The sequence below is a fragment of the Polaribacter sp. AHE13PA genome (assembly GCF_019278505.1).
GTDB lineage: Bacteria > Bacteroidota > Bacteroidia > Flavobacteriales > Flavobacteriaceae > Polaribacter.
The window spans coordinates 1,820,757-1,845,727 of record NZ_CP058985.1 but is presented as its reverse complement, the minus strand read 5'-3'; the positions used below and the strand labels follow the sequence as shown (position 1 = coordinate 1,845,727).

The 24,971-nt window shown below is 30.9% G+C and carries 20 protein-coding genes; 5 read left to right on the top strand and 15 right to left on the bottom strand.

Features of this window, described 5'->3' with window-relative positions; all coding sequences use genetic code 11:
- Window positions 1-103: 103 nt before the first annotated feature.
- Entirely contained in the window at window positions 104-2,527 is a 2,424-nt protein-coding gene (locus H0I28_RS08010) for a DUF5916 domain-containing protein (RefSeq protein ID WP_218761331.1), read from the bottom strand.
- Between the two features lie 237 nt (window positions 2,528-2,764).
- Between H0I28_RS08010 and sucC the strand changes: the two genes are divergently transcribed.
- Together sucC and H0I28_RS08000 are read left to right on the top strand one after the other, a co-directional pair.
- A complete protein-coding gene (gene sucC, locus H0I28_RS08005) occupies window positions 2,765-3,961 on the top strand; it encodes an ADP-forming succinate--CoA ligase subunit beta (RefSeq protein WP_165733658.1) in 1,197 nt (398 codons plus the stop codon).
- 99 nt (window positions 3,962-4,060) lie between these two features.
- Complete coding sequence (locus H0I28_RS08000) at window positions 4,061-4,624, top strand: hypothetical protein (RefSeq protein WP_218761330.1); 564 nt, start codon at window positions 4,061-4,063, stop codon at window positions 4,622-4,624.
- Between the two features lie 99 nt (window positions 4,625-4,723).
- On the opposite strand, the gene H0I28_RS07995 is transcribed toward H0I28_RS08000, so the two are convergent.
- The 10 genes from H0I28_RS07995 to H0I28_RS07950 form a co-directional block, all read right to left on the bottom strand.
- On the bottom strand, window positions 4,724-6,676 hold the full coding sequence (locus H0I28_RS07995; RefSeq protein WP_218761329.1) for a heavy metal translocating P-type ATPase: 1,953 nt from the start codon (window positions 6,674-6,676) through the stop codon (window positions 4,724-4,726).
- 62 nt (window positions 6,677-6,738) lie between these two features.
- The gene (locus tag H0I28_RS07990) at window positions 6,739-7,152 is read right to left on the bottom strand and encodes a Fur family transcriptional regulator (protein ID WP_218761328.1); all 414 of its coding nucleotides are present in this window, start codon (window positions 7,150-7,152) and stop codon (window positions 6,739-6,741) included.
- Window positions 7,152-8,342, bottom strand: a complete 1,191-nt coding sequence (locus H0I28_RS07985) for an efflux RND transporter periplasmic adaptor subunit (protein ID WP_218761327.1) — start codon at window positions 8,340-8,342, stop codon at window positions 7,152-7,154. The genes H0I28_RS07990 and H0I28_RS07985 overlap by 1 nt, the downstream gene beginning before the upstream one ends.
- Before the next feature lie 4 nt (window positions 8,343-8,346).
- Window positions 8,347-12,681 (bottom strand): CusA/CzcA family heavy metal efflux RND transporter, encoded by a 4,335-nt coding sequence (locus H0I28_RS07980; RefSeq protein WP_218761326.1) that lies wholly within the window; start codon window positions 12,679-12,681, stop codon window positions 8,347-8,349.
- 122 nt (window positions 12,682-12,803) lie between these two features.
- On the bottom strand, window positions 12,804-13,112 hold the full coding sequence (locus H0I28_RS07975; RefSeq protein ID WP_218754021.1) for a DUF6660 family protein: 309 nt from the start codon (window positions 13,110-13,112) through the stop codon (window positions 12,804-12,806).
- Window positions 13,113-13,239: 127 nt separating this feature from the next.
- Window positions 13,240-14,733 carry a potassium/proton antiporter gene (locus H0I28_RS07970; RefSeq protein ID WP_218754020.1) on the bottom strand — a complete coding sequence of 498 codons (1,494 nt, stop codon included), beginning with the start codon at window positions 14,731-14,733 and terminating at the stop codon, window positions 13,240-13,242.
- Between the two features lie 64 nt (window positions 14,734-14,797).
- Window positions 14,798-15,838 carry an ACR3 family arsenite efflux transporter gene (arsB, locus tag H0I28_RS07965; RefSeq protein WP_218761325.1) on the bottom strand — a complete coding sequence of 347 codons (1,041 nt, stop codon included), beginning with the start codon at window positions 15,836-15,838 and terminating at the stop codon, window positions 14,798-14,800.
- Between the two features lie 2 nt (window positions 15,839-15,840).
- A complete protein-coding gene (locus tag H0I28_RS07960) occupies window positions 15,841-16,473 on the bottom strand; it encodes a low molecular weight phosphatase family protein (protein WP_218761324.1) in 633 nt (210 codons plus the stop codon).
- 29 nt (window positions 16,474-16,502) lie between these two features.
- A complete protein-coding gene (locus H0I28_RS07955; protein ID WP_218761323.1) occupies window positions 16,503-16,970 on the bottom strand; it encodes a DUF6428 family protein in 468 nt (155 codons plus the stop codon).
- Between the two features lie 50 nt (window positions 16,971-17,020).
- Window positions 17,021-17,353, bottom strand: a complete 333-nt coding sequence (locus H0I28_RS07950) for a helix-turn-helix transcriptional regulator (protein ID WP_218761322.1) — start codon at window positions 17,351-17,353, stop codon at window positions 17,021-17,023.
- A 303-nt stretch (window positions 17,354-17,656) separates the two neighbouring features.
- On the opposite strand from H0I28_RS07950, the gene H0I28_RS07945 reads away from it, so the two are divergent.
- Window positions 17,657-18,556 (top strand): EamA family transporter, encoded by a 900-nt coding sequence (locus tag H0I28_RS07945; RefSeq protein WP_218761321.1) that lies wholly within the window; start codon window positions 17,657-17,659, stop codon window positions 18,554-18,556.
- A gap of 58 nt (window positions 18,557-18,614) precedes the next feature.
- Here H0I28_RS07945 and H0I28_RS07940 read toward each other — a convergent pair whose 3' ends face one another.
- Window positions 18,615-19,133: a peptide-methionine (S)-S-oxide reductase gene (locus H0I28_RS07940; protein ID WP_218761320.1), complete on the bottom strand. Its 519-nt coding sequence runs from the start codon at window positions 19,131-19,133 to the stop codon at window positions 18,615-18,617.
- A 504-nt stretch (window positions 19,134-19,637) separates the two neighbouring features.
- On the opposite strand from H0I28_RS07940, the gene H0I28_RS07935 reads away from it, so the two are divergent.
- Window positions 19,638-20,003: a CidA/LrgA family protein gene (locus H0I28_RS07935; RefSeq protein WP_218730994.1), complete on the top strand. Its 366-nt coding sequence runs from the start codon at window positions 19,638-19,640 to the stop codon at window positions 20,001-20,003.
- Window positions 20,000-20,695, top strand: a complete 696-nt coding sequence (locus H0I28_RS07930; protein WP_218730993.1) for an LrgB family protein — start codon at window positions 20,000-20,002, stop codon at window positions 20,693-20,695. Before H0I28_RS07935 ends, H0I28_RS07930 begins: the two co-directional genes overlap by 4 nt.
- Window positions 20,696-20,955: 260 nt before the next feature.
- On the opposite strand, the gene H0I28_RS07925 is transcribed toward H0I28_RS07930, so the two are convergent.
- The 3 genes from H0I28_RS07925 to H0I28_RS07915 are packed head-to-tail and all read right to left on the bottom strand — an operon-like array spanning window position 20,956 to window position 24,778.
- Window positions 20,956-22,185, bottom strand: a complete 1,230-nt coding sequence (locus H0I28_RS07925; protein ID WP_218761319.1) for a DUF5018 domain-containing protein — start codon at window positions 22,183-22,185, stop codon at window positions 20,956-20,958.
- Between the two features lie 17 nt (window positions 22,186-22,202).
- On the bottom strand, window positions 22,203-23,564 hold the full coding sequence (locus H0I28_RS07920; RefSeq protein ID WP_218761318.1) for a PQQ-binding-like beta-propeller repeat protein: 1,362 nt from the start codon (window positions 23,562-23,564) through the stop codon (window positions 22,203-22,205).
- A gap of 29 nt (window positions 23,565-23,593) precedes the next feature.
- Window positions 23,594-24,778: a PorT family protein gene (locus H0I28_RS07915; RefSeq protein ID WP_218761317.1), complete on the bottom strand. Its 1,185-nt coding sequence runs from the start codon at window positions 24,776-24,778 to the stop codon at window positions 23,594-23,596.
- Between the last annotated feature and the right edge of the window lie 193 nt (window positions 24,779-24,971).

The window sequence follows — 24,971 nt, the reverse complement described above, 5'->3', positions numbered from 1 at the left end:
TAACTTTGTAACGAATGTATAAAAAAGACTTTAATTTTACTCATAAAAAAACGGATATCCTTTGTTATTAAGAATATCCGTTGTGTTTATAAAGTAAGAAGTTTTAAAAAATATTTTTCAATTTGTTATAATCGATAAAATAAACAAGCCTAACAGAAAACGTATGTCTTTGTGATTCCTTAAATAAGTTGTCTAAGTTTTTACTGAAATTTAAGTCTGCGTTTGTGTCTTCATTAAAAATTGCATTTCTGTAAAAAGCAATTAACTGACTCCCTGGGGCAAATTGCCAAATGTAACTCAGATCTAAATTCCAACTATTAAAGTTTACATTATCGCTATTATAGGTTGTGTTTGAGTTTAATCCACCGTTTGTGTTAAGATTGTAGTAATCGTTATAGTTAACAGCGCCCCAATAATGTCTAAAACTAAGAGATAAAGAAGAATTGGTACTAAAACTATATTTACCAGCAATGGTGTTGGTGTAGTTTTTTCGATCTCTTTTACCGAAGATAATGTTGGTGTTTACTTTATCTACAAAACCTAAATCATTATCCGTTTTATTGTAATTTAATTGATATTGTAAAGAAAACTGATTTGTAAATCTGTAACGAGGAGCAATGCTAAAGCCGTAAGCTGCCTTGTTGTAATTGTTGTAGGCAGAATAATAAATATCTGCATTCACTTCTAATTTTTTTTGTGAGTTGGTAGAGATCCAAATATTTATATTTTTTCTTTCTGGTTGTAGAAAATAAATGCCACTTGTAGATCCTTGTCTTGGTTCAAAGAAATCTTTTTCTTCTGTATTGTAGTTTAAGTTTCCTCCAAAAGTAAATCTATTTCTTGTCTGGGCTTCAATTCCTGCGCTAGCAGTAAAACCAGTATAAATGCCAGAATAATGTTGAAAATTAGCATTGTTGTAGTAGTAAATATTATACCAATTATAATTTTTGGTTGGCTGTAAAGTTCGCCACCCTGCGCTACCATAAATAGATTGTTCGTTGTTGCTAAAAAGAATTCCTAAATCATTCGGGTTAAAATCTTTGTTTTCAAAATTATAACCCAATTCCCAGTTCCAGTGATCAGAATTATATCCAAAGCTATTATCAAATGTATACCCGGTGTTTGGGTTGTTTATGTCATCAGAAATATTACTCATCTTAACAGAGCCATCTGCATTGTATTTACTGTCTTTTGTTTCTATGTGCCAATCTAAAGCAGTTACATTTGCATCTCTAAACCTGCCGTCTCTTGTAACATTTGTGTTGATTAATGTTACTGTAGAATTCTGATTAAACTGTTGGTCTAAAACTAAAATATTGTAGTTTGTAAAAGGGGCTATCACTTCTTTTCTAGTGTCTCCTGTAGAATTATTTTTTATGGTTGCTTCTGTTTTTTCTGTAATGGCATTAAAAAATCCAATTCCCAGTCCGCTTTTTGTTCTTCCAGAAACTTTTATAGCATTTAACATGGTTACTTTACTTGGGTAATCTGTAATTTCTTCGTCCGAAGTTAAAGTGCTTTCTACGTTAAATTGATCTATTGGGTCACTACCTATTCTTCTAGAGTAAAAAAGGTTTGCTTTGTTAAATAATTCGGTTCCTTCTGTAAAAAATTGCCTTTGTTCAGTAAATTGTTGTTCAAAAGGGCCTAAATTTAATTCAACATCATCAAAACCAACCTGACTAAAATCTGGAATTAGAGTAGCATCTAAAGTAAAATTTTCAGTTAAACCATATTTAATATCCATTCCAACACTCCAATCATATTTTGTATGTCCTTCAAAAGTATTAGCAGTTGCAGAAGCATATGGGTAAAGATTTAATCTTGTTGGTGGTTTAATATCTCTAAAATCTTCAATTAAACCATCGTATTGCGTCCATCTTCCAACAGCATTGTCAATGTGCGTCCAGGTGTGATGAGCGTTTAATTTCTCTAACCTTCGGTGAAAATTAAACCCCCAAGATTGTATTGGTCTGTTTGCAAAACGAAGTGCTCTGTAGGGAATTTTCATTTCTACAGCCCAACCTTTATCATTAATTTTTGCAGTACTTTCCCAAACAGCACTCCAATTAAAGTCTTCGTCTCCGTTAGAAATTTTAGCATCAGCTTGGTTTCCGGTAGTTTGAACTAAAAATTCAAAAGGATTTTGACCATCGTCGTTAGGGTTTATGGTAACCATAAAGAAGTCTGCAATACTAAAATTATCTCTTGTTGCAAACTCCTGCGGAATACTTTCTGGGTCTGGATCGTTCATTTGAGCAGAAATATAGATGGCATCATTATCATAAATAACCTTAACAGTTGTTTGATATTCTTCTAAAACTAATTTACCATTATTTGGTCTTAAGTCAACAAAGTCTGTACAAACTTCTGCCTTTTCCCATACTACATCATTTAAAAGACCATCTATTTTAGGAGTTTTTTTAACCCTTGTAGTTTTAATAGTTTTTCTGTTTTTTTTATTTTGAGCAGATAGCGGAGCTATTGATAACACTGCAATAAGCAGTAGAATGATTCTTTTAAACATATAATTTTTGGTTGATTATCTGTACGTACAAAACCAATATCTCTTTTCTGTTTTAGATACATAAGTCTATTTTGTTCGTTATTATAAAGACGAGTATCTTGTTAAAATGTTACACTTTTTTGTAATAAAATATCTCTAGAAAATTTAAGATAAATAGCATTAATAAATTTTTAATAGAAACTTTGCACCTTTTTATATATGAATTTGTATTTTTGATTCCGTTTTAAACATTTACAGATGAACTTACACGAATATCAAGGAAAAGAAATATTAAACAGTTTTGGCGTTAGAATACAACGTGGAATTGTTGCAAGTACTCCTGCAGAGGCAGTAGAAGTTGCGAAAAAGCTTACAGAAGAAACAGGAACTGGTTGGCATGTAATTAAAGCACAAGTTCACGCAGGTGGTCGTGGTAAAGGTGGTGGAGTTAAGTTGGCTAAAAACTTAGACGAAGTAAAAAGTATTTCTGATGATATTTTAGGAATGATGTTAGTTACTCCTCAAACTTCTGCAGAAGGAAAATTAGTGAATCAAGTTTTAATCTGTGAGGATGTATATTATCCTGGAGATTCTGAGCCAGATGAATACTATATGTCTGTCTTATTAAACAGAGCAACTGGTAAAAACATGATTATGTATTCTACAGAAGGTGGAATGGATATTGAAACTGTTGCAGAAGAAACTCCGCACTTAATTTTTACTGAAGAAATTGATCCTTTATTAGGAATCATGCCTTTTCAAGCACGTAAAGTTGCTTTTAACTTAGGTTTATCTGGAGTTGCTTTTAAAGAAATGACAAAATTTGTTACCAATTTATACAAAGCGTATATTGGTTCAGATTCTGCTATGTTTGAAATTAATCCAGTATTAAAAACATCTGATTCTAAAATTATGGCAGTTGATGCTAAAGTTTCTTTAGATGAAAATGCATTATACAGACATAAAGATTATGCAGCAATGCGTGATTTACGTGAAGAAAACCCAATTGAAGTTGAAGCAAAAGCTGCTGGTTTAAACTATGTAGATTTAGATGGAAACGTCGGTTGTATGGTAAACGGAGCTGGTTTAGCAATGGGAACTATGGATTTAATTAAAGAATCTGGAGGAGAGCCTGCTAACTTTTTAGACGTTGGTGGTACTGCAGATGCAGCTAGAGTTGAAACTGCTTTCGGTATTATCTTAAAAGACCCGAATGTAAAAGCAATTTTAGTAAATATTTTTGGAGGTATTGTACGTTGTGACAGAGTTGCACAAGGTGTTGTAGATGCATACAAAAGTATGGGAGACAAAATTACTGTGCCAATTATTTGTAGATTACAAGGTACAAACGCTGTTGAAGCAAAAGAATTAATTGACAATTCTGGAATGGAAATTATTTCTGCTACAGAATTTCAAGAAGCTGCAGATAAAGTTGCTGAAGTTTTAGGAGCTTAATACTTAAAGTTTTATAAATACTTAAAAACGCCTCATGTAAATGAGGTGTTTTTTTATGCTTAAAAAGTGTATCTTCATCCGATTATTTAAAATTAAAATATGAAAAAATTAGTATTTCTATTATTGTTACCAATTCAATTATTAGCACAAGGTGTACCAAATTCTGTAGTGTTTTGGGATGTTTTAGCAACACATTGTGGCAAATCTTATGAAGGAGAAATTGTTGCAGGAGGAAAAGAAGGCGATGGTTTTACAGGTGAGAAATTAGTAATGCATGTACGTTCTTGTGAAGAAAATACCATTAGAATTCCTTTTTTTGTGGGTGATGACAAATCTAGAACGTGGGTTTTTACAATGGATAAAGATAATTTGATTCAATTAAAACACGATCATAGGTACAAAGATGGATCAGAATATAAAATTACACAATATGGAGGCATGAGTTCGAATGTTTGCTTAGCGAATCTTCAAGTTTTTCCTGCGGATAAACAAACTGCAGATTTAATTCCGTCAGCAGCAACCAATGTTTGGTGGGTAACTATTGATGAAACAAGTTTTACATATAATCTAAGAAGAATTGGTTCTGAAAGATACTTTTCTGTAAAGTTTGATGTCACAAAAGAAATTGAAACACCTTCTGCTCCTTGGGGAAGTGAAGAGTAGTCTTGCTTAAAGAGTAAATAAGTTAAAAAGCCTCACTTAAATTGAACTGATTTCAGTTTAAGTGAGACTTTATTTTGTTTTAATAAGTAATTATGATGCTTAATCGTACTGCATTTTTTGTAGTCTAACTGCATTTAAAATGGCTAATAAAGCAACGCCTACATCAGCAAAAACGGCTTCCCACATGGTTGCTAAGCCCAGAGTTCCTAAAATCATTACAACTAATTTTACACCAAAAGCGAGTGCTATATTTTGCCATATAATTTTACGTGTAGCACGACTTATTTTTATCGCTTTTATTACTTTAGAAGGTTGATCTGTCTGAATAATAACATCTGCAGTTTCAATGGCAACATCACTACCTAAACCGCCCATGGCAATACCAACATCACTTGTAGCTAAAACGGGTGCGTCATTAATACCATCACCAATAAATACAATTTTATTTGCAGTATTTTGCTTTAAAAGTTCTACTTCATGTAATTTGTCTTCTGGTAATAATCCGCCTTTGGCGATTTTAATACCTAATTCTGATGCTACTTTTTGAGTAATAGAATTTTTATCACCAGAAAGCATTATAATATTTTCAATACCAATTTTATGTAGGTTGATAATGGTTTGTTTTGCATCGTCTTTTAATTCATCTGCAATTACTACATAACCAACAAAGACTCCGTCAATAGCAACTAAAACGATTGATTCTACAATTGTTTCAACTTCTTGGGGAACTTCAATTTTGTTAGCCATCATTAAAGCTTTGTTACCAACTAAAACAGTTTTTCCATTCACGATTCCTTTTAAACCTTTTCCTGCAATTTCAGTGACTTCAGTTGCTTTAAAATGTGGTGAAGTTGTCTTATATTCTAAAATAGCTTTGGCAATTGGGTGTGTAGATTGTTTTTCTATGGCAAAGAGGTATTTCATAAATTCCTTTTCTTCCCAACCAATCGTTTTAATGTTTGTTATTTTAAAAACACCTTTCGTTACAGTTCCTGTTTTGTCTAGAACCAATGTGTTTATTTTAGTCATGGTGTCTAAAAAAGAAGCTCCTTTAAACAAAATTCCGTTTTTAGAAGCAGCTCCTAATCCTCCAAAATAACCTAACGGAATAGAAATAACCAAAGCACAAGGACAAGAAATTACTAGGAAGATTAAGGCTTTATATAACCAATCTGTAAACACATAATTAACTACAAAAAAGTACGGTAAGAATGTTACAGCGATTGCAAGATATACCACAATTGGAGTGTAAATTCGTGCAAATTTTCTGATAAACAATTCCGTTTTAGATTTACGGGCTGTCGCATTTTGTACCAAATCTAAAATTCTAGCAATAGAACTATCTTTAAAATCTTTGGTAACTTTAACTTCAATGACACTTTCTAGGTTAATACTACCTGCAAATACAGTATCTCCTTTTTCAATGGTGTTTGGTTTACTTTCTCCTGTTAATGCCGCGGTATTTAATGATGCTTTTGCTGAAGTTAAAATTCCATCTAACGGAATTTTTTCTCCTACTCGAACCTGAATTTTCTCGCCAATAACAACTTCTTCAGGAGTTACACTTTCTGTTTTTCCGTTTCTAAAAACATTGGCTTCTTTCGGACGGACATCTAACAACGCTTTGATGTTTCTTTTTGCGCTATTAACTGCAGCATCTTGGAACAATTCGCCAACGGCATAAAATAACATTACAGCAACACCTTCTGGATATTCGCCAATAACAAAGGCACCAACAGTTGCGATAGACATTAAGAAAAACTCGGTAAAAACAGCTCCTTTTTTAATACTTTTCCAACCTTCTTTAACTACGGGAAGTCCAACAGGTATATATGCGATTCCGTACCAAATAATACGGAGCCAATCTTTAAAAAAAGAAATATCAAAATAATCGAAGGTAATACCAGTCATCAACATTGTAAAACTTACAATTGCCGGAATATAGGCTTTAAAACCACTTGGCTCTCCATCGTGATTATGTCCATCATGATGATGATGTTCTTTTTCTGAACTTGGTTTTATATCTCTTAAATTGAGTTGCTTTTTTTTCATAATGCTTTTAATTATAGCTCAAAGATGCTATAAAATTCAATGCAACGGAAGTGCATTTATTGTCAGCTACATTTATCACATATTCCTTTTACAACGAGGTTGATGTTTTCTGAAATGAAACCATCGGGTACTTTTATTTGTGGAATTTTATGATCTGTTAAGCAAACTGTTTCATTACAATGATTGCAATGAAAATGTAGGTGCAAATCGGTTTCAATTTCACAATTACATCCTTGTGCACAAAGGGCGTATTTAGTAATACCCGTTCCATCATCAATTTGATGTACAATTGTCTTTTCTTCAAAAGTTTTAATGGTTCTGTATAAAGTTGTTCTGTCTGCTTTTTCAAAAGCATTTTCAATATCCGTTAGGGTAACAGCAACTTGTTTTTTTGCCAGAAACTTGTAAATAAGCAGTCGCATTGCTGTGACCCGAATATTGTTAGATTCTAAAAAATGTTCTATTGTTTGCGTCATTAATGTGAATGTTCTGCGTCTCCTTTTTTTATTTCTGCAATAAGGTAATACGCATTGTTATAAGCAAATTTTGTATTAGGATTTATTTCATTCGGAAAAGTTAAAGCGATCCAATCACCATCTTTTTGGCCTGGAATAACCTCTACGGGTTTAAAACTCCAAGCATCATTTTCTTTTTCAACAGAAAAAACATAAAAATGATCTCCTTCTTTTGTTATAGCACTTTCTGGCAATGCCATTTTTTCTGTGCTTTCTACCTGAATTCTTCCTTTAATATACATTCCCGGAATTAAATTTCCTTCTTTATTTTCTATTTCTGCGTGTATGTGAATTGCTTTTGGATTTTCTTCAAAAGTTTTGCCTACTGAATAAATTTCTGCAGTTAATTCTTGGTTAGGAATCGATTGAACATCAAACGTTATTTTCTGACCTTTCTTTACTTTGTAAACATCTTTTTCGAAAACCATTAAATCAGCATGCACGTGATGTGTGTCTACAATTTCGAATAATTCTGTTTGTGGATCTACATATTGACCCATTTTTACTTGAACTTTTTGCACAAAACCTTCAATTGGAGTTCGCAATGCAATACGTTGAAAAATAGTGCCATTTCTAACAGAAGAAGTATTTATGTTCAACAGTTTTAATTGTGCAGCCATTCCATTAACTAATGCTTTTGAAGCTTCATACTCAGCTGCTGCTTTTTGAAAATTAGCACCAGAACCCACGCCAGCTTTGTATAGTTTATTTTGACGCTCAAAACCCTTTTGTAGAAAATTGCGATTGCTATAAGCATTTAAATATTCCGTTTGCATTTTTATAATATTTGGATGTGATAGGTAGGCCACAACCTGCCCTTTATTTATTTTGTCTCCTTCAATCACTTTAATAGAAACCACATTTGCACCTATAACTGTAGTTATTGCTGCTTCATTTTGTGGCGGAACCTCTAAGGTTCCATTTGCTTCTACAAAACCACTCATTTGTCTTGTAGTTATAGTTGCTACTTTCATTTTTAAAGCATCAAATTGTTGAGCAGAAAGCATCGCTTCTTCAAGATGTTCTTCTTGCTTTACTTCTGTTTTAACTTCTATATCGTGTGCATGTGTATCTGCTTTTTTATCACCGCATGAAGTTAATAAAACTGAGAGAATTAATGCTGCTAGAATGTTATATATTGTGTTTTTCATTGTCTTAATTTTTAAAATATTGTAATTCAAAAGTACTTTCTAAATAATTTATAAATGCATCTTGTGCGTCTAATTCAGACTGTATGGCTTCCTTTATAAGTTGTGTAAATGCGGTATAATCAATCTCTCCTTCTTTGTAAGCAAATAAAGCACCTGTTTTTTGACTTTTTACAAGTGGTAAAACTTCTTCTTTATAAAACAACCAAGAAGTTTTCCATTTTTGATAATTTTCTTTTGCCTGAAATAATTTAGATTTAATTTCTTTCTGTTTGAATTGTACATTTGCTTTAGCTATTTCTGTATCTATTTTAGCAGTCTTAATTTGTGCTTTTGTTCTCCCAGATAAAAAGGGAATAGAAACACCTACTTGATAACTATAAAATCCGGAAACTCCTTGTACTTCCTGTAAGCCTCCTTTAAGATTCAATTTAGGTAAGTTTTCTGCTTTTGCTACTTTATAATTCGCTTCTGCTTCTGCTATTTGCAACTGAGAAAGACTGTATAATGGATGCAATTCTGGGTTAATCGCACTGATATCAATAGTATTTAGGTCTTCAAATTTATCTGATACGGTAAACAACTCATCTGAAACAAACCATAAATTGAATTGTTGTATTGCAATAATATATGCACTATAGGCTTGTTTTGTTTTATTCTGAATCTGTAACTTTTGATTTCTAGCCGCTAAATATTCTAATTTAGAGATCGCTTCTACTTCATAATTTAACTTTACAGATTTTTCGAAATTGGTATAAATTGAGTCTAATTCTTTATATAAATAGTAGTTGCTCTTTGTCTGAAATACTTTTGACCAAGCTTTTTTTACTTCTAGCTCTAAATCTAACTCAGAAAGTTGATAGGCTTTTTCAGCCAATTGAATACGTTGTTTATTTAATTTTCGTTTAGATGAAATTCCAAAAACATCAATGTTAGATTGCCCTAAACCAATAGTTGTGTAAACACCAGCACCATTGTTTAGTTCTTCTCCGCTTGTATAAATTTGAGTAGTACCAAAATCAAAAGCAGTACTTTTTAATAGTTGCTGTTTTTCAATTTGTAGTTGTCCTTGTTTTAAACTAGGATAATTTTCTTTTGATAATTTTAGAGCATCTTGCATTGAAAGTATCGGTAGCTTATTTACAGACTCTTGGGCATATCCTACGATAGGTAGTAAGAGTATAAATACTAAAATAGCGGTATTTGTAACGAGTTTTTTATTCATCTTAAAATTGAAATTTTTGTTTTCTACCCAATGATATAAAATAGGTAAAACGAATAGTGTTAATAGGGTAGCCGTCAATAAACCTCCAATAACAACGGTTGCTAAAGGTCTTTGCACTTCTGCGCCTGCAGATGATGAAATTGCCATTGGTAAAAAACCTAAAACATCGGTAAGTGCAGTTAACATTATAGGTCTAATACGTCTTTTGGTACCTTCTATAATTCTATCTTTTAAATTAGTAACACCTTCTTCTTTTAATTCATTTAAACCACTAATCATTACTAGTCCGTTAAGAACAGCAACTCCAAAGAGTACAATAAAACCAACACCTGCAGAAATACTAAAAGGCATGTCTCTAAGCCATAATGCAACAACACCGCCAATGGTTGCCATAGGGATTGCTATGTAAATCATTAAGGTTTGTGGTAGCGATTTTAATGCAAAATAAATCAATACAAAAATAAGTAACAAGGCAATCGGAACAACGGTTTGCAAGCGATTACTAGCACGTTCTAAGTTTTCAAAAGCGCCTCCATAGCGGATAAAATACCCAGAAGGTAATTCCAATTTCGCATCTAATTTTACTTTAATTTCTTCTACTAAAGATTTTACATCACGCCCTCTAACATTAATACCAACATAAGTTCTTCTATTGGTATTGTCTCTACTTATTTGCATAGGCCCCGATTTATAACTCACATCTGCAACTTCGCGAAGCGGAACTTGTATTCCAGAAGGCAAGTTGATAAATAAGTTTTGAACGTCTGAAATGTCTTTTCTATTTTCAGAATTTAAACGAACTACTAAATCAAAACGTTTTTCACCTTCAAAGATAATACCAGCGGTTCCTCCTGAAAATGCAGATTGAACAATCTGATTCAGCATGTTTATTTGCAAGCCATATTGCGCTAGTTTACTTCTATTATATGTGATGGTTATTTGTGGTAAACCTGTGGTAGCTTCCGTTTTCATATCACCAATACCTTTTGTTCCTGCAATAATTTTAGAAATTTCTTCTGCTTTTTTAGAAAGAATATCAATGTCTTCACCATAAATTTTTATAGCAATATCTTCACGAACACCTTCAAGCAATTCATTAAAACGCATTTCCATAGGTTGCGTGAATTCATAATTTACGCCTGGAATAATTTCTACGGCTTCTTTTATTTTTTCAATTAACTCGTCTTTAGAAGTTACAGTTGTCCATTCATTTTTAGGTTTCAGAATAACAAAAACATCAGCTAAATCCATAGGCATGGGGTCTGTAGGGATTTCTGCAACTCCTATTTTACTAACAACTTTTTTAACTTCTGGAAACTTAGACATTACAATTTGCTCAACTCGAGTTGTCGTTTCAAGTGTTTCTGTAAGAGAACTACCGGGTTTTAGAATAGAGTGAAATGCAATATCTCCTTCATCTAGTTGTGGTATAAATTCTCCTCCCATTTTAGAGAACATAAATACAGTTACACCAAATAAAACGACCGAGATACCAACAATTAGTTTTCCGTTTTTTAAAGCTTTCTCTAATATTGGTTGGTATTTTCGTTCTGTCCAAAGCACAAATCTATCACCATACGATTTTTTGTCAGATTTAGGTGTTCTTAAAATTAAGGCAGACATCATTGGTACATATGTTAAGCAAAGAATCATGGCGCCAATCATGGCAAATATGAATGTTAAAGCCATTGGCTTAAACATTTTTCCTTCGATACCTTCTAATGCTAAAATGGGTAAAAACACAATTAAGATTATAAGTTGACCAAAAAAGGCTGCATTCATCATTTTTTTAGAAGCATTTGCTGCTACACCATCCCTTTCTTTTTGTGATAATTTCTTCTTTTTTAAGACTTGTGTAGCTATAATAAAAACAGTGCTTTCTACAATAATTACGGCTCCGTCAACAATAATTCCGAAATCTATAGCTCCTAAACTCATTAGGTTTGCCCAAACACCAAATGCATTCATTAAAATAAAAGCAAATAATAATGATAATGGAATTGTTGAAGCCACAATTAAGCCTCCACGCCAATTACCTAATAAAAAAATGAGGACAAAAATGACGATTAGAGCGCCTTCAGTTAGGTTTTTCGAAACTGTAGATGTTGTTTCTTTAATCAGTTTACTTCTGTCTAATAAAGGTTCTATACTAACACCTTCTGGTAAAGATTTTTCAATCTCAGCCATTCTTTCCTTTACATTTTTTATAACATCATTCGAGTTGGCTCCTTTAAGCATCATTACTGTTCCGCCAACAACCTCACCATTTCCATCTTGAGTCATAGCACCATAACGAACGGCAGCACCATATTGAACGGTTGCAATGTCTCCAATGGTAATTGGAATATTATTAGTGTTTTTAATAACAATTTGTCTAATATCATCTAAATTTCTTGCCAATCCTTCTCCACGAATAAAATTGGCTTGATGATTTTTTTCGATATAAGCACCTCCAGTATTTTGATTATTGACTTCCAACGCTTCAAAAACATCGGTAATAGTTAAGCCAATTGCTCTTAATTCATTCGGATCTAGGGCAACTTCATATTGCTTAATTTTTCCGCCTATGGCGTTTACCTCAACAACACCTTTTACCATAGCCATTTGACGTTGTACAATCCAATCTTGCATGGTTCGCAAATCGGTAATTGAGTATTTGTCTTTAAATACTGGCTTTACTTTTAAGGTGTATTGATAAATTTCTCCTAATCCAGAAGATATTGGTCCCATGGATGGTTCTCCAAATCCTTCGGGAATGTGAGCTTTAATATCGTTTAGTTTTTCTGCTACTAATTGACGTGGCAAATACGTGCCCATATCGTCATCAAAAACAACGGTAACAACAGACAGACCAAAGCGAGAAATAGAACGAATTTCTTGAACATTAGGCAGATTACTCATGGCAATTTCTACAGGGTAGGTTACTATCTGTTCAATATCTTCTGTGCCCAAGTTTGGCGCTTGGGTAATTACTTGTACTTGGTTGTTTGTAATATCTGGCACAGCATCTATAGGTACTTTGGTCATGCTCCAAATACCTGCTGCAATTATGGTAAGCGTAAGCAAACCAATAATAAACTTGTTATTGATTGAGAAATCAATGATTTTATTAATCATAAAAAAAGATTTAATTCAGTTAAACATCTCGATATAATTCAATTATAAAAATAGAATCATTCGAAATAAAAAGAACCTAAAAGATTCAAAATGGGATATAAGTATCCTGTAAAAGAATTAAATTATGCTATTGGAGGCTGTAAAATTGAAGAAGTATACTCTTTTTCTGAGCCATTTAAAAAGAAAAAATCTTGTGTCGAAATTTCAGAAACTTCAATTTTTATAAAAGTTAATTGAAGATCTGTTGCGTTTACGTGGCAACATTGACAAATACAAAAAGGCGAACATAAATCTGAGTCTTGATGTTTGTGGTTGTCGGTAATTTGTGAAATTTTGGTTTGTACATGATCATTAGGCACAATAAAATCTGCACAAGGTGTTAGGTTGAGTGCAAAAATATAAATAGCTAATAAAAATATTAAAAATTTCATTGATGCAAATATAGAAACTTATTCTTGCAATGGTATTGCAAACTGATGATTGAATTCAATATGCTTTAAATTGCTATAAGATATCAGTATTTTTCAATTTTATAAGACTAAAAAAGGTTCGTTTTTATTACTCTGTTACATTTTCAATATAACTCATTCCGTATTTATTAAATACGTCACAAACTTCTTTTATACTGTGATCATTGTCTAGCAATATCACAAGCGTGTCGTTTGCTTCAATAACAGTTGCTCCTCCTGGGCGCACAAATTTACCGTCTCTTTTTATCATACTTATAAAGGCACAAGTTGGAAAGTGTAAATCTACAATTCGTTTATTAACAGCTGTACTGTCTGCTGGAATTTTTAATTCTTTCATAGCAGATTTTGGTAAATTCAAAATATAACGATCATTCTCTGCAACCGGACTTAATTTTTCTGGTAGCGCAACATTTAACCATTTAGAAAAAAGAGATAATGTGGTACCTTGTATTAATACAGAGGTTACCGAGATAAAAAAGACAATATTAAAAATAACATTTGCTTTGTCTATTCCCGCTAAAAGCGGATAGGTGGCAAACACAATAGGCACAGCGCCACGTAAACCAACCCAAGAAATGTAGAGACGTCTACGAAGTTTCATTTTAAAAAATAGTAAACTAATAAAAACACTTATTGGTCTCGCAATTAAAATTAAAAATATAGAAATTAAGATTCCAACGCCCATATAAGGGATTATTTCTGAAGGAAAAACAAGCAAACCTAAAGTCAGGAACAATACAATTTGCATAAGCCACGCCATACCATCAAACATTTTTAGAATGGTAGATTTATGTATTAAATCATGATTTCCTAAATAAACAGCACAAATGTAAATTGCTAAAAAACCATTTCCGCCAACTGCATCTGTAGCCGAAAAAGTAATAAACATAAGGGCAATGACTAAAACAGGATACAAACCCTCGAAGTCAAGTTTGATTTTATTGATGATAAATACGCTTAATTTACCAAAACCAAAACCTGCAATTCCACCAAAAATCATTTGTTGAAAAAACGTTGGAATTATAGAGGCAATACTTAAATCTTGGTTGATTACTAAAGTTAAAAAAGCCAATGTTAATACATATGCCATTGGGTCGTTACTACCACTTTCTAACTCTAAAGTTTGTCTTAAGTTATTTTTTAAAGCTAAATTTTTTGATCTTAAAATGGAAAAAACGGCAGCTGCATCTGTAGAAGAAACAATAGAGCCTAGAAGTAAACTTTCGTATATCGTAAAGTCTGTAACAAACCAAACAAAAGTACCTAAGGAAAGTGCCGTAAGTAAAACACCTACAGTAGATAAAACTAGACCTTCTTTTAAAATTGGTTTTATTGCTTTAAAATTGGTGTCTAAACCACCAGAAAACAAGATAAAGTTAAGTGAAACAATCCCTATAAATTGTGCCATTTTTGGATCATCGAAATTAATACCGCCAATCCCTTCTGATCCTGCCATCATTCCGATAGCTAAAAAAAGTATTAAAGTTGGTACTCCAAATTTATAGGAGGTTTTACCAACAATAATACTTATAAAAAGGAGTATAGATCCAACTAATAGTATGTTTTCAATGGTTAAATTCATTTGTGCAATTTCTTAAGATGGTTTACACAAATTTAACTTATTATATAGTAAAATGTTTATAAAACTAGGCTTTATTGTAATATTTTTTCTTCAACCAAAAAGAAACACGTACTAATAAAATTAAAGCAGGCACTTCTACTAAAGGACCTATTACACCTGCAAAAGCCTGTCCGGAGTTTAAACCGAAAACAGCAATGGCAACTGCTATTGCTAATTCAAAATTATTACCTGCAGCTGTAAATGCCACGGCTGCAGTTTTATCATATTCTGCCCCTGATGCTTTGGTAAAGAAAAAACCAATAATAAACATCAATGTAAAGTAAATTAATAAAGGAACAGCGATGATTAAAACATCCATAGGTATTTCTACAATTAATTCTCCTTTTAAAGAAAACATCACTACAATGGTAAATAACAATGCAATTAAGGTTAATGGAGAAATTGTAGGGATAAATTTGTTTGTGTACCAATCTTCTCCTTTTAATTTCACTAAAATTAATCTACTTAAAATACCTAATAGAAACGGAACTCCTAAATAAATAGCAACACTCTCTGCAATAGTAGCTACGGAAATATCTACAATTGCACCTTCAAACCCAAAATAGGGAGGAAGTACAGTTATAAATAGCCATGCATAAAAACTATATGCAAAAACTTGAAATATACTGTTTAAAGCCACTAGTCCAGCTCCGTATTCAGCGCTTCCTTCTGCTAAATCATTCCACACCAAAACCATTGCAATACAACGAGCCAAACCAATTAAAATAAGTCCGACCATGTATTCTGGATAGTCACGTAAAAATATAATTGCCAAAATAAACATTAAAACAGGACCAATAATCCAGTTTAAAATTAGTGAAATGGATAAGATTTTTGTGTTCTTAAAAATCTTAGGTAATAGTGCGTAGTTTACTTTCGCCAAAGGCGGATACATCATTAATATTAAGCCAATTGCAATAGGAATATTTGTAGTTCCGCTGCTAAAGGAATTTATAATGTTTGGAAAAGTAGGAATAAAATACCCCAAACTTACTCCAATTGCCATGGCAACAAATATCCATAAAGTTAAATAACTGTCTAGAAAACTTAATTTTTTTGAAGCCATTTTTATAAATTTACTTGTGAGAAAACGTAAAATAATTCCGCTGCAATTTGCAAGCTTCTTTCTTGGTATTTTTCTGCTTGTTGAGGTGTATTGTCAAATGCCTTTGGATCTTCAAAAGTTATTGGAATACGTTTTTCTGCACCAGCAATAAACGGACAACCACCATCCGCTTGCGAGCAAGTCATAATAGCAGCAAATTGAGATTTCGGATTAAAATCGTCATCTAGCTTTTTAGAAAACCCAATAATAGGATGTGCATTCTCTCCGTATTTTATACTATAAACAGGGTTTTTACCTTCTGAAATTGTTTTAATCTGGAAACCTTGATTTTTCAACGTTTCTGCAGCCATCGGGAAAAGAGCAGTAGCTTCTGTTCCTCCAGAATAACAAAATACATTTTTAACGTTAAAATAGCTAGCCATTGCTTGTGCCCAAACCTGAGATAAATGGCTTCTTCTAGAATTATGCGTACAAATAAAGTTGATTCTAATTTCTTGTTGATTAGAAACTTTGGTTTGAATATAATCTGCCAAAGGTTGTAAAACGGTTTTACGTTCTTCTGTTATGGCTGTAAAGTTTAAACCTTTAATTACGTTTTCTATTTCTGAAAACAGTGTTGTTTGTGTTGTGATCATTTTTATTTAAGTTGATTTTTTTTTTTAGTTTAACAACATCCACTTCCTGGAGCACAAGAATTTCCTGTAGCTATTTCTGAAAATTGTAATTTTGTTTTTTCTTCCGGAATTCCGCAATTGTCTTTGGCTAAACAATCTGTTTGCTTAGAAGTTAGTAAGAAGTTTGTTCCATCAAAATCAAGTCCGAATTTACCAATAGTTTCTGCTTGGTATTCTACTTCAATTTCTAAATTTCCGATGGCTAAAACCTTTTCAGAAAGCTCTATAATATTTAATAATTTTTCTGGGTGCAATCTGTGGTCATAATCATCGGCATTCCAAAGTTGAAAGTTTACTACTTCTTCGTTTCTAACGGTTCCGCCGCAATCAATAAAATTTTTGGTGATTTTCCCAACTTCGGTAACATGAAAATGATTTGGTACTAATTCTCCGTTTGGTAATTGAAAACCAATTTTTTTTAAAGCTTTTAGAGCTACTTTTACTTCTGATAATTTCATAATGATATATTTGTTTATTGCAATTTTGCGATTAATATTTGTAAATTTTTTTAACAGCAATCTGTTTTTTGAGATAAATCTTGATCTAAAAACTCTGACATTACTATTTTCATTGCGGTCCAGTTTTCTTTATGAATGCAGTAACAAACACTTGTCCCTTCTACACTTCCTTTTATCAACCCTAAATGTTTCAATTCTTTTAAATGTTGAGAAATGGTAGGTTGTGCCAATCCGATTTCGTTTACTAAATCTCCACAAACACAAGAATCAATTTTAAACAAATGTTGTAAAATAGTTACTCTTGCTGGATGACCAAAAACTTTTGCAAACAAGGCAATTTTATTTTGTTGATCGGTAAACATTTCAGTTTTTGCTAATCCCATTTTGTTTCTTTATTTATTCATTGCAATATTACGATTAATATTTGTTCTGTCAAACTTATTTTTTAGTAAAATAAGTTTACCACATTTTAATATTATCATTACTCATAAAAAGTGAGATATTTTAATTTATAATTTTTTTGTCACTTTTTTTATTTTTCTTTGTCCCATCATCACATTAAACAGTGATTTTGTTTAGTGCTTTGTTAATTGTAACTAGAAGATTCATTAAAAATCATTGTCTTTTTTTAGTTAATTTTTTGTTTTTTAAGTGATGTCTAATTTATTGTTTATCTAGTTTTTTTTATGAAGTATTTATTTGGAGTTACTATGATTTGGGCTTTTTCGTTTAGCTTAATTGGTGTATATCTTTCTGGGTTTGTTGATGCTTGGTTTTCAGTACTGATGCGTATAGGTGTTGCTACAATGCTTTTTTTACCTTTTTTAAAGCTGAAGAAAATTAAAGTAGCAACAATTTACAAACTTATTGCAATTGGTTCAGTTCAATTGGGTTTAATGTATTGTTTTTACTTTCAATCGTTTCGTTTTCTTACGGTGCCAGAAGTGTTACTTTTTAGTGTGCTGACACCAATTTACATTACTTTATTAAATGATTTTTTAAGTAAAAAATTTCATAAAAGACATCTGCTTACTGCTTTAATAGCTGTTTTAGGAGCTGCTTATATTCAATACTCAAGTATTAGTGAAAATGTATTTTTAGGTTTTATGATTACCCAAGGTGCTAACCTTTGCTTTGCTGTAGGTCAAATCGCTTATAAATATTTATTAAAATCTACGCCTGAATTAAAAAGTACTCCAAAGCATACTATTTTTGGGTTGTTCTTTATTGGAGCATTTCTAGTAGCACTCATTGCTTTTTTCATTTTTGGGGCAACAGAAAAGTTGCCAACCACATCTGTTCAATGGGGAGTATTAATATATTTGGGCGCTGTGGCTTCTGGACTAGGTTATTTTTTTTGGAACAAAGGTGTTGTTATGGTAAATACAGGATCGTTAGCAATTATGAATAATGCATTAGTTCCAATAGGGTTAATTGTCAACCTTGTTATTTGGAATAAAGAGGCAGATATTCAAAAGATTTTAATTGGTGGAAGTCTTATTTTTGCTTCTCTTGAACTTAATGAATATCTGAATAAAAAAAATAGCTCTAAATCCTTATTAATTAAAAGTATAAAGACTGATTAAGATTCTCTTTTCTATACTTCATTTTAATAACAGACTTTGGAGAATTCTAGCTACCTAGCTAATTATTACTTACCTTTTTTTTATACTTATACAGTATGTCTAAAGGAATGTGGCAATAAGAATGATCATTCGGGTGCAAGGTTAATCTATGTTGATGTTCTTCATCACTCGGGATAAAATTAGTTAAAGGAAGCACTTCAATCGCTATTTTTTTTATGGTTTTATTTTTAAGGTTTAATGTCTGTTCTATTTTTTGAATACAATTTTTTGCTTTTAACAGATGTTTTTGATGATTGCTGTAAAAGCCTGTGCGATATTTCTCTCCGATATCATTTCCTTGTTGGTTGATACTATAAGGATCAATAATTTCTAATAAATGATGTATTAAATCTTCAACAGAAATAACCTTAGGGTTAAAGGTTATTTTGACACATTCGGCAAAACCATCATAGCTTGTTTTAGTAGATTTGGTAATTCCATTAGCTCTTCCGGCTTGGGTTTCATGTACACCTGGTATGTGTTTAAAAAACTCTTGAACGCCCCAAAGGCAGCCCCCTGCAATATATATCGTTTCCATTATATTGTTTGTTCTGTTAATTAATCTTTTTTATTGTTTTTAATTGCTGGTAACGTTAAGATGAATATGCCGCTTTTTTAGATTTAATGTTAGCTAAGTTACTTTTTTAAGTTAAGAAATCAAGAGTTGAAACATTCTTTTTTCAATCAAAATCCTACAAGTTTTGTTTTAAAAAAGTAATAATTTAGTGACTATAATAAATTTTTGCTAGTAGTCTTATTTCTTGTAACTATTAGGAATAGTTATCAATTTAATTCTAAAAGAAATCTATAAAGTTGATTTACCTTTTTGAAAAAAGGTGTTGTGTGGTTGCAAAGTGTATTATTTGGGTTTTTTATAAGGTTCGTTTTTTGTCTTTTAAAATCATTTTTTTCATCCTTAATTTCTATTAATGAATCTTTCTTTTTTTATGTAAATATTATAGAAAATAATATTGTTGTTTCATGAGAATTATCAGCTCTATCTTTTTATAGAACACTACTTTTGTAGTAGAAAAATAATAGTATGATTAGACAATTATTCATAATACTCATGTGTCTTGCTCTAGGTGAGATTATAGTTTATTTCACTGGGATTAAAATCCCTTCAAGTATCATAGGTATGTTGTTATTAACAGCAGGACTTCAATTTAAAGTAATTAAACTTAAATGGATACAGGAAGTTGCTGATTTTCTTTTAGATAACATGGTCTTCTTTTTTATACCACCGGGCGTAGCTATTATGTGTTATCTTGATTTAATTTCAAAAGAACTAGTACCAATACTAGCAGCAATTCTGGGGAGTACTGTTTTAGTTTTACTAAGCACTAGTTTTACACATCAAGTGTTGAGGAAAATAAGATTGAAGAAACTAACAAAAGATAAAAAATGAAACTGATTTCAGAACCTTATATGTTGTTAACCATAACTGTAGGTATTTATTGGTTGACAAAATATCTTCAAAATAAAACCAACTCAGTTCTACTAAATCCTATATTAATAACAATAATTGCTGTAATAGGCATTTTAAAATTAGCAGGTATTTCTTATGAGACTTATCATGAGGCAGGTAAGTTTATTGAGTTTTTTCTAAAACCTTCAATTGTAGCATTAGGAGTACCGTTATATCTTCAGTTAAGTAAAATAAAAAAACAAGTGATCCCTATTTTTATTTCACAATTAGTAGGTTCTATAGTAGGTATCATTTCGGGGGTTCTTATTGCTAAGTGGTTAGGAGCTTCAAATGATGTAATAATTTCGATAGCACCTAAGTCTGTTACGACTCCGCTTGCTATTGATATTTCACAGTCAATAGGGGGGATTCCATCTCTTACTGCATCAATGGTTGTTATGGTAGGAATTTTTGGATCAGTAGCAGGTTTTAAAATTTTACAACTATTTAAAGTGAGTAATCCAATGTCTAAAAGTCTTTCAATGGGGACCGCAAGTCACGGGCTTGGAACGGCTCAAGCGATGGCTATAAGTCAACGATTTGGAGCATATTCAAGTATGGGACTTATTTTAAACGGATTGTTTACGGCCATATTTACTCCCATTATTCTAGCATTACTTGGCATTATATAAGAAAGTTGCTTGTTAGGAATATATATACGTCCTGTTTTGAAAGGAATCTATAAAGGTGGTTTGTTATTTGAAAAAAGTAAGAGTAGTAGTAAAGTAGAATACTTTATTTTAGTATTACGCTATATTAAAAATGCCTCAAGTAATTGAGGCATTTTTTTATTTAGCAAAAAGTGTATTGGAAAAATTACAGTTTTGAAAACTTAATTTTTCATTGTTTTATAGTAACTTTTAATCTTCTTTAATAGTATTATTAGATAAATTTAATTGAATATAGTTGTAAATGATTCGCCTATCCTTCTTCCTGGTCCCCAAAAAGTAATGGTCTTTGGAGCTGCAGGATTTCCAAAGTATGCCGGAAACAAATAATAGTAATCAAGTGTTAATGTTGCCTGAGTTTTATCACTATTTACAGTGTAATCGTAGTTGGAAGAATTTTGTATCTGAAATATAGAGCCATTTGAAGGAATTGCAATTGTTTGTGTAATATTCTCACCAGTAATCTTTAAAATATCATTGTAAGAAAAAGAATCTTGATTTAATGAAATGAATTTAGGAGCACTTTCTGCAAGTATATCTATAAATTGACTTGATTCTATACGTATTGAATTTGTTTGATATACTATTTTGTAATTACCGTAAGTTGGTATATTTTCTGTAATTTTAGTATTTAGACTATATTCAATAATGTTTTCTTGAGAAGAATAGCTATTTTGGCTTAAAATATTTAGTTCATATTTATTACTACCATCGTATAAGTAGATTTCTGCACCAGGTTTATCCATGTCTAAAAATTGACCTGAAATACGTAAATCTGCTCTAATATAGTAAAGGCTGGCCGATGAAGAGTTACTATTGTCGCTAATTTGGGGCATATTAGCAATGATTGTATATTCCGTTTTATCTCCGTTTTCTGCGGTAACGGTATAATTAACTGGTTCTTCAAAGTTTTGAGGAATTGTAATATCAGGAGAAATTGTAGCGTTTTCAGAAATTGATATTGTAGGTAAAAGCGAACTTTTATCTAATGTTCCCATATTAAAATTAATAATTTTGTTGTCTTTATTAATATAGGCTTCAATAGTTTTATTTTCAACAAGGACCGAAAAGGATAGTATTTCACTTTCTGAATTAAGTGGTCTATTGTTAACAATAACTCTATAAATATTAGGGTCTCCATTCTCTGCATATACAGTGTATGCTACTTCATTATTAAAATTTTGAGATTCGTTTATGTTAGGTGATATATTTGCGTTTTCAGAATAATCAATTGAAGGCTTTAAGGCAGAAATGTCAGCTCCAGCTAAACTAAATAGTATTGTTTTGTCTATTTGGTTTATAGTTCCGTTTATAATTTCTCCGTTAATAGTAAGGTCAAATGAGTTAATGGTGTTCTGATTGCTTAAAACAATTGGTAAATCGGGTTCATCGTCTTTAGAACATGCTATAAGAGCAAATATTATGTATACTAATATTGTGATTTTTTTAATCATTTTATAGGGGGTTTTTGTTAGTTTTTTAAGCCGTGAGAACTAGGATAAATTACAGTATCACTGTTTCCAATAATAATTATTGGAGACTTTATAATAGGATTATCTGTTTGTAGTTTCCATTCTAAGCTACCATTAGTCGCGTTAATTGCATAGAAGTTATTATCCCAATCACCGATATAGACAATGTCTTCGTAAACAATAGGAGAAGTAGTTGTTTTAGAACTTAAATCATATTTCCATTTAAAACCGCCGTCTTCAGCATTTAAACAGACTAATTCTGCTGTTCCATTTTTAGATAAACCAATATAAATATTGTTGTTGTGTATAAAAGGAGAAGTTTCTATTGTTCCTTCAGGTTTGTAAGTCCATTTAATATTGCCGTTGTTTTCATACAAAGCATAAAGAGTGCTATAGGTTCCTGTTATTATAGTGTTTTCGAATATTGTTGGTGCTGCAAAAAAGGAATTATATCTTCCCATATCGACAGTCCATATTTTACTTCCGTTATTTTTATTCAATGCATAAAATATACCATAGTAATCCCCAATATATATATGGTCGTTATTAATTAAAGGATTGGTTAAAAATTTATAACTTGCGTTTAACCTTAGACTCCAATCTGTTTGTCCTGATACTTTATTTATGGAGTATAAATGATCATTATTTCTACTGCTTACAAAGACTCTAGTTTCATCGATAGATAGTGTTGCGTAATAATTAAGAAAACTACGATCCCATAATTTTTCTTTTGATTCAATATTTACACAATAAAGTTTACTACTTGCATCAAAAGCATATACATTGGTATTATCTGTAATAATGTTTCTATATTCATTATAATTAGTACCCGGACTGCTTGTCCATTCAATTTCACCTGTAAGGATGTTAATACCGTTTAATCCCTTTACACCTGAAAAAATCATGTCTTTATAAGCTGTATGAGCTTCAATAAACGAAGTGCTAGATTCCCACAAAGTCTTATTTGTAATTAAATCATATGCTATTAAGTTTTGAGAAGAATCTGAAAAAAGTAGGATTTTACTTTTAGGGCTTTCAAAAGTGAATTCTAATTCAGAAACTCCTCCGTTTTTATCTGTGGCAATGATTCTACCTCTATATTCATTGTTATACTCTAAGAGTGATGTGCTTATAGATTTAGTTGTTTTTTCTACTAAAATAGAATTTATATATAAGCTATAATATATAAGATCATCATCTGCATCTAAAACAGTATTCCAATCTATAGTAACTGTTTTTCCTTCAAAAGAAATTTTTTCTAGTTTTATTTCTTCAGGATTTGAATTTTGATGAGGAAGAGACTCATCGTTTGAGCATGAAAGCAATATTAGTATTAATAGAATTGATATTATTTTTTTCATAGTTCTTTTAATGTATAGTTTGTAATTTTTTAATTAAAAGAATATCCTAATTTAATCATGAAACTTTGAATGTTTGGATATTCAGTATTACTTTCTGAAGTTATTTTTTTAGGTGCATTATAACGTGCTTCTATACTGAGTTTATTATTAAAGTGGTATCCAATTCCTAAAAGAAAACTTATGTTTTTATTCATTTTAGTTTCCTTTTCATTAAATTTTATAGGAAAGTCTAAGTTAATACCCGAATTAATAAATAAAACTTTTTTATTATTAAGGAATAGATAATGTCTTATTGCAATGGGGATTTCTAAAGAGCTGTATTTTACTTTTTCATTACTATAAATCGGTAAGTTAACCATTGCATTTGGGTTTGATGGTGGTGCATAAAGTGTATATCCTGTAACTACATCTATATTAATTGTTTTGAAAGCAGACTGATAAGTAGGCTCAGTAAATAGAGACCATTTATTATTATTGAAAGGGAAAATATATTCTAATTCTAAACCTAAATTAATTGCTGGAGTAGAAGTAAAATCTAATAATGATAGTCCAAAACCTATTTTACCATAAATATTAAATTTACCTTTTCTGTTTTTTTTTATATATAATTTATTTGAACTATTAGAGCATGAGTTGAATTTTGAGAAAAAGTTGATAAAACTATCTTCTCTATATTTAATGTTAGAATTAATGTTTTTACAATTTAATTCATCCCTCAACGTTTTTTGGTAATTTAAGTTTTCAGAAATACCACCTTTATTATTCTTATATTTTTTATACTCTAAAGGTTTAATTTTTGAATTTATACTATAAAAAAAGTAATCAACTCCGTTATCTGAATATTTAAATAGACTTGCTTTTCCTTTTATTATTACTTTTAAGAACAAGTTTTTATTTTTAAATATTGAGACCCTTTTATTACTCAGGTTATTTAAATTATTAGAATATTTGTTAATGTCTACTTTATGTTTTTCAAATAAGAATTTATTATAGATTTCTAATACGTTTAACTGATTAGATTGTATTTTTTTAACTTCAGATTTATCAGTTAATTTAAATTGAAATTGAGATGGAATTTGCCTCCAATCTTCATTTTTAATTAAGCATTCAGTTTTGTTTCCATCTATAGTTGTAAAATAACCTTTTTCAAATTTATTTTGGGCAATTGAATTTAATCCTATAAATAGGATAATAAGAGTAATTATCTTTTTCATTGTTTTAATTATTGTTGTGAAAATATAAATAAGACCTTACTTAACTATTGATAATTATCTACATTAAAACTTATTAATAGAATTGCTTTTTTTTTGCTTTTTTATTCGACTTAACTTAATGTTTATTTTACTTAAATTTTATTCAAAAGAAGTTTTAAAAAATAATTTTGTAAAAAAAATATGGAATTATTTA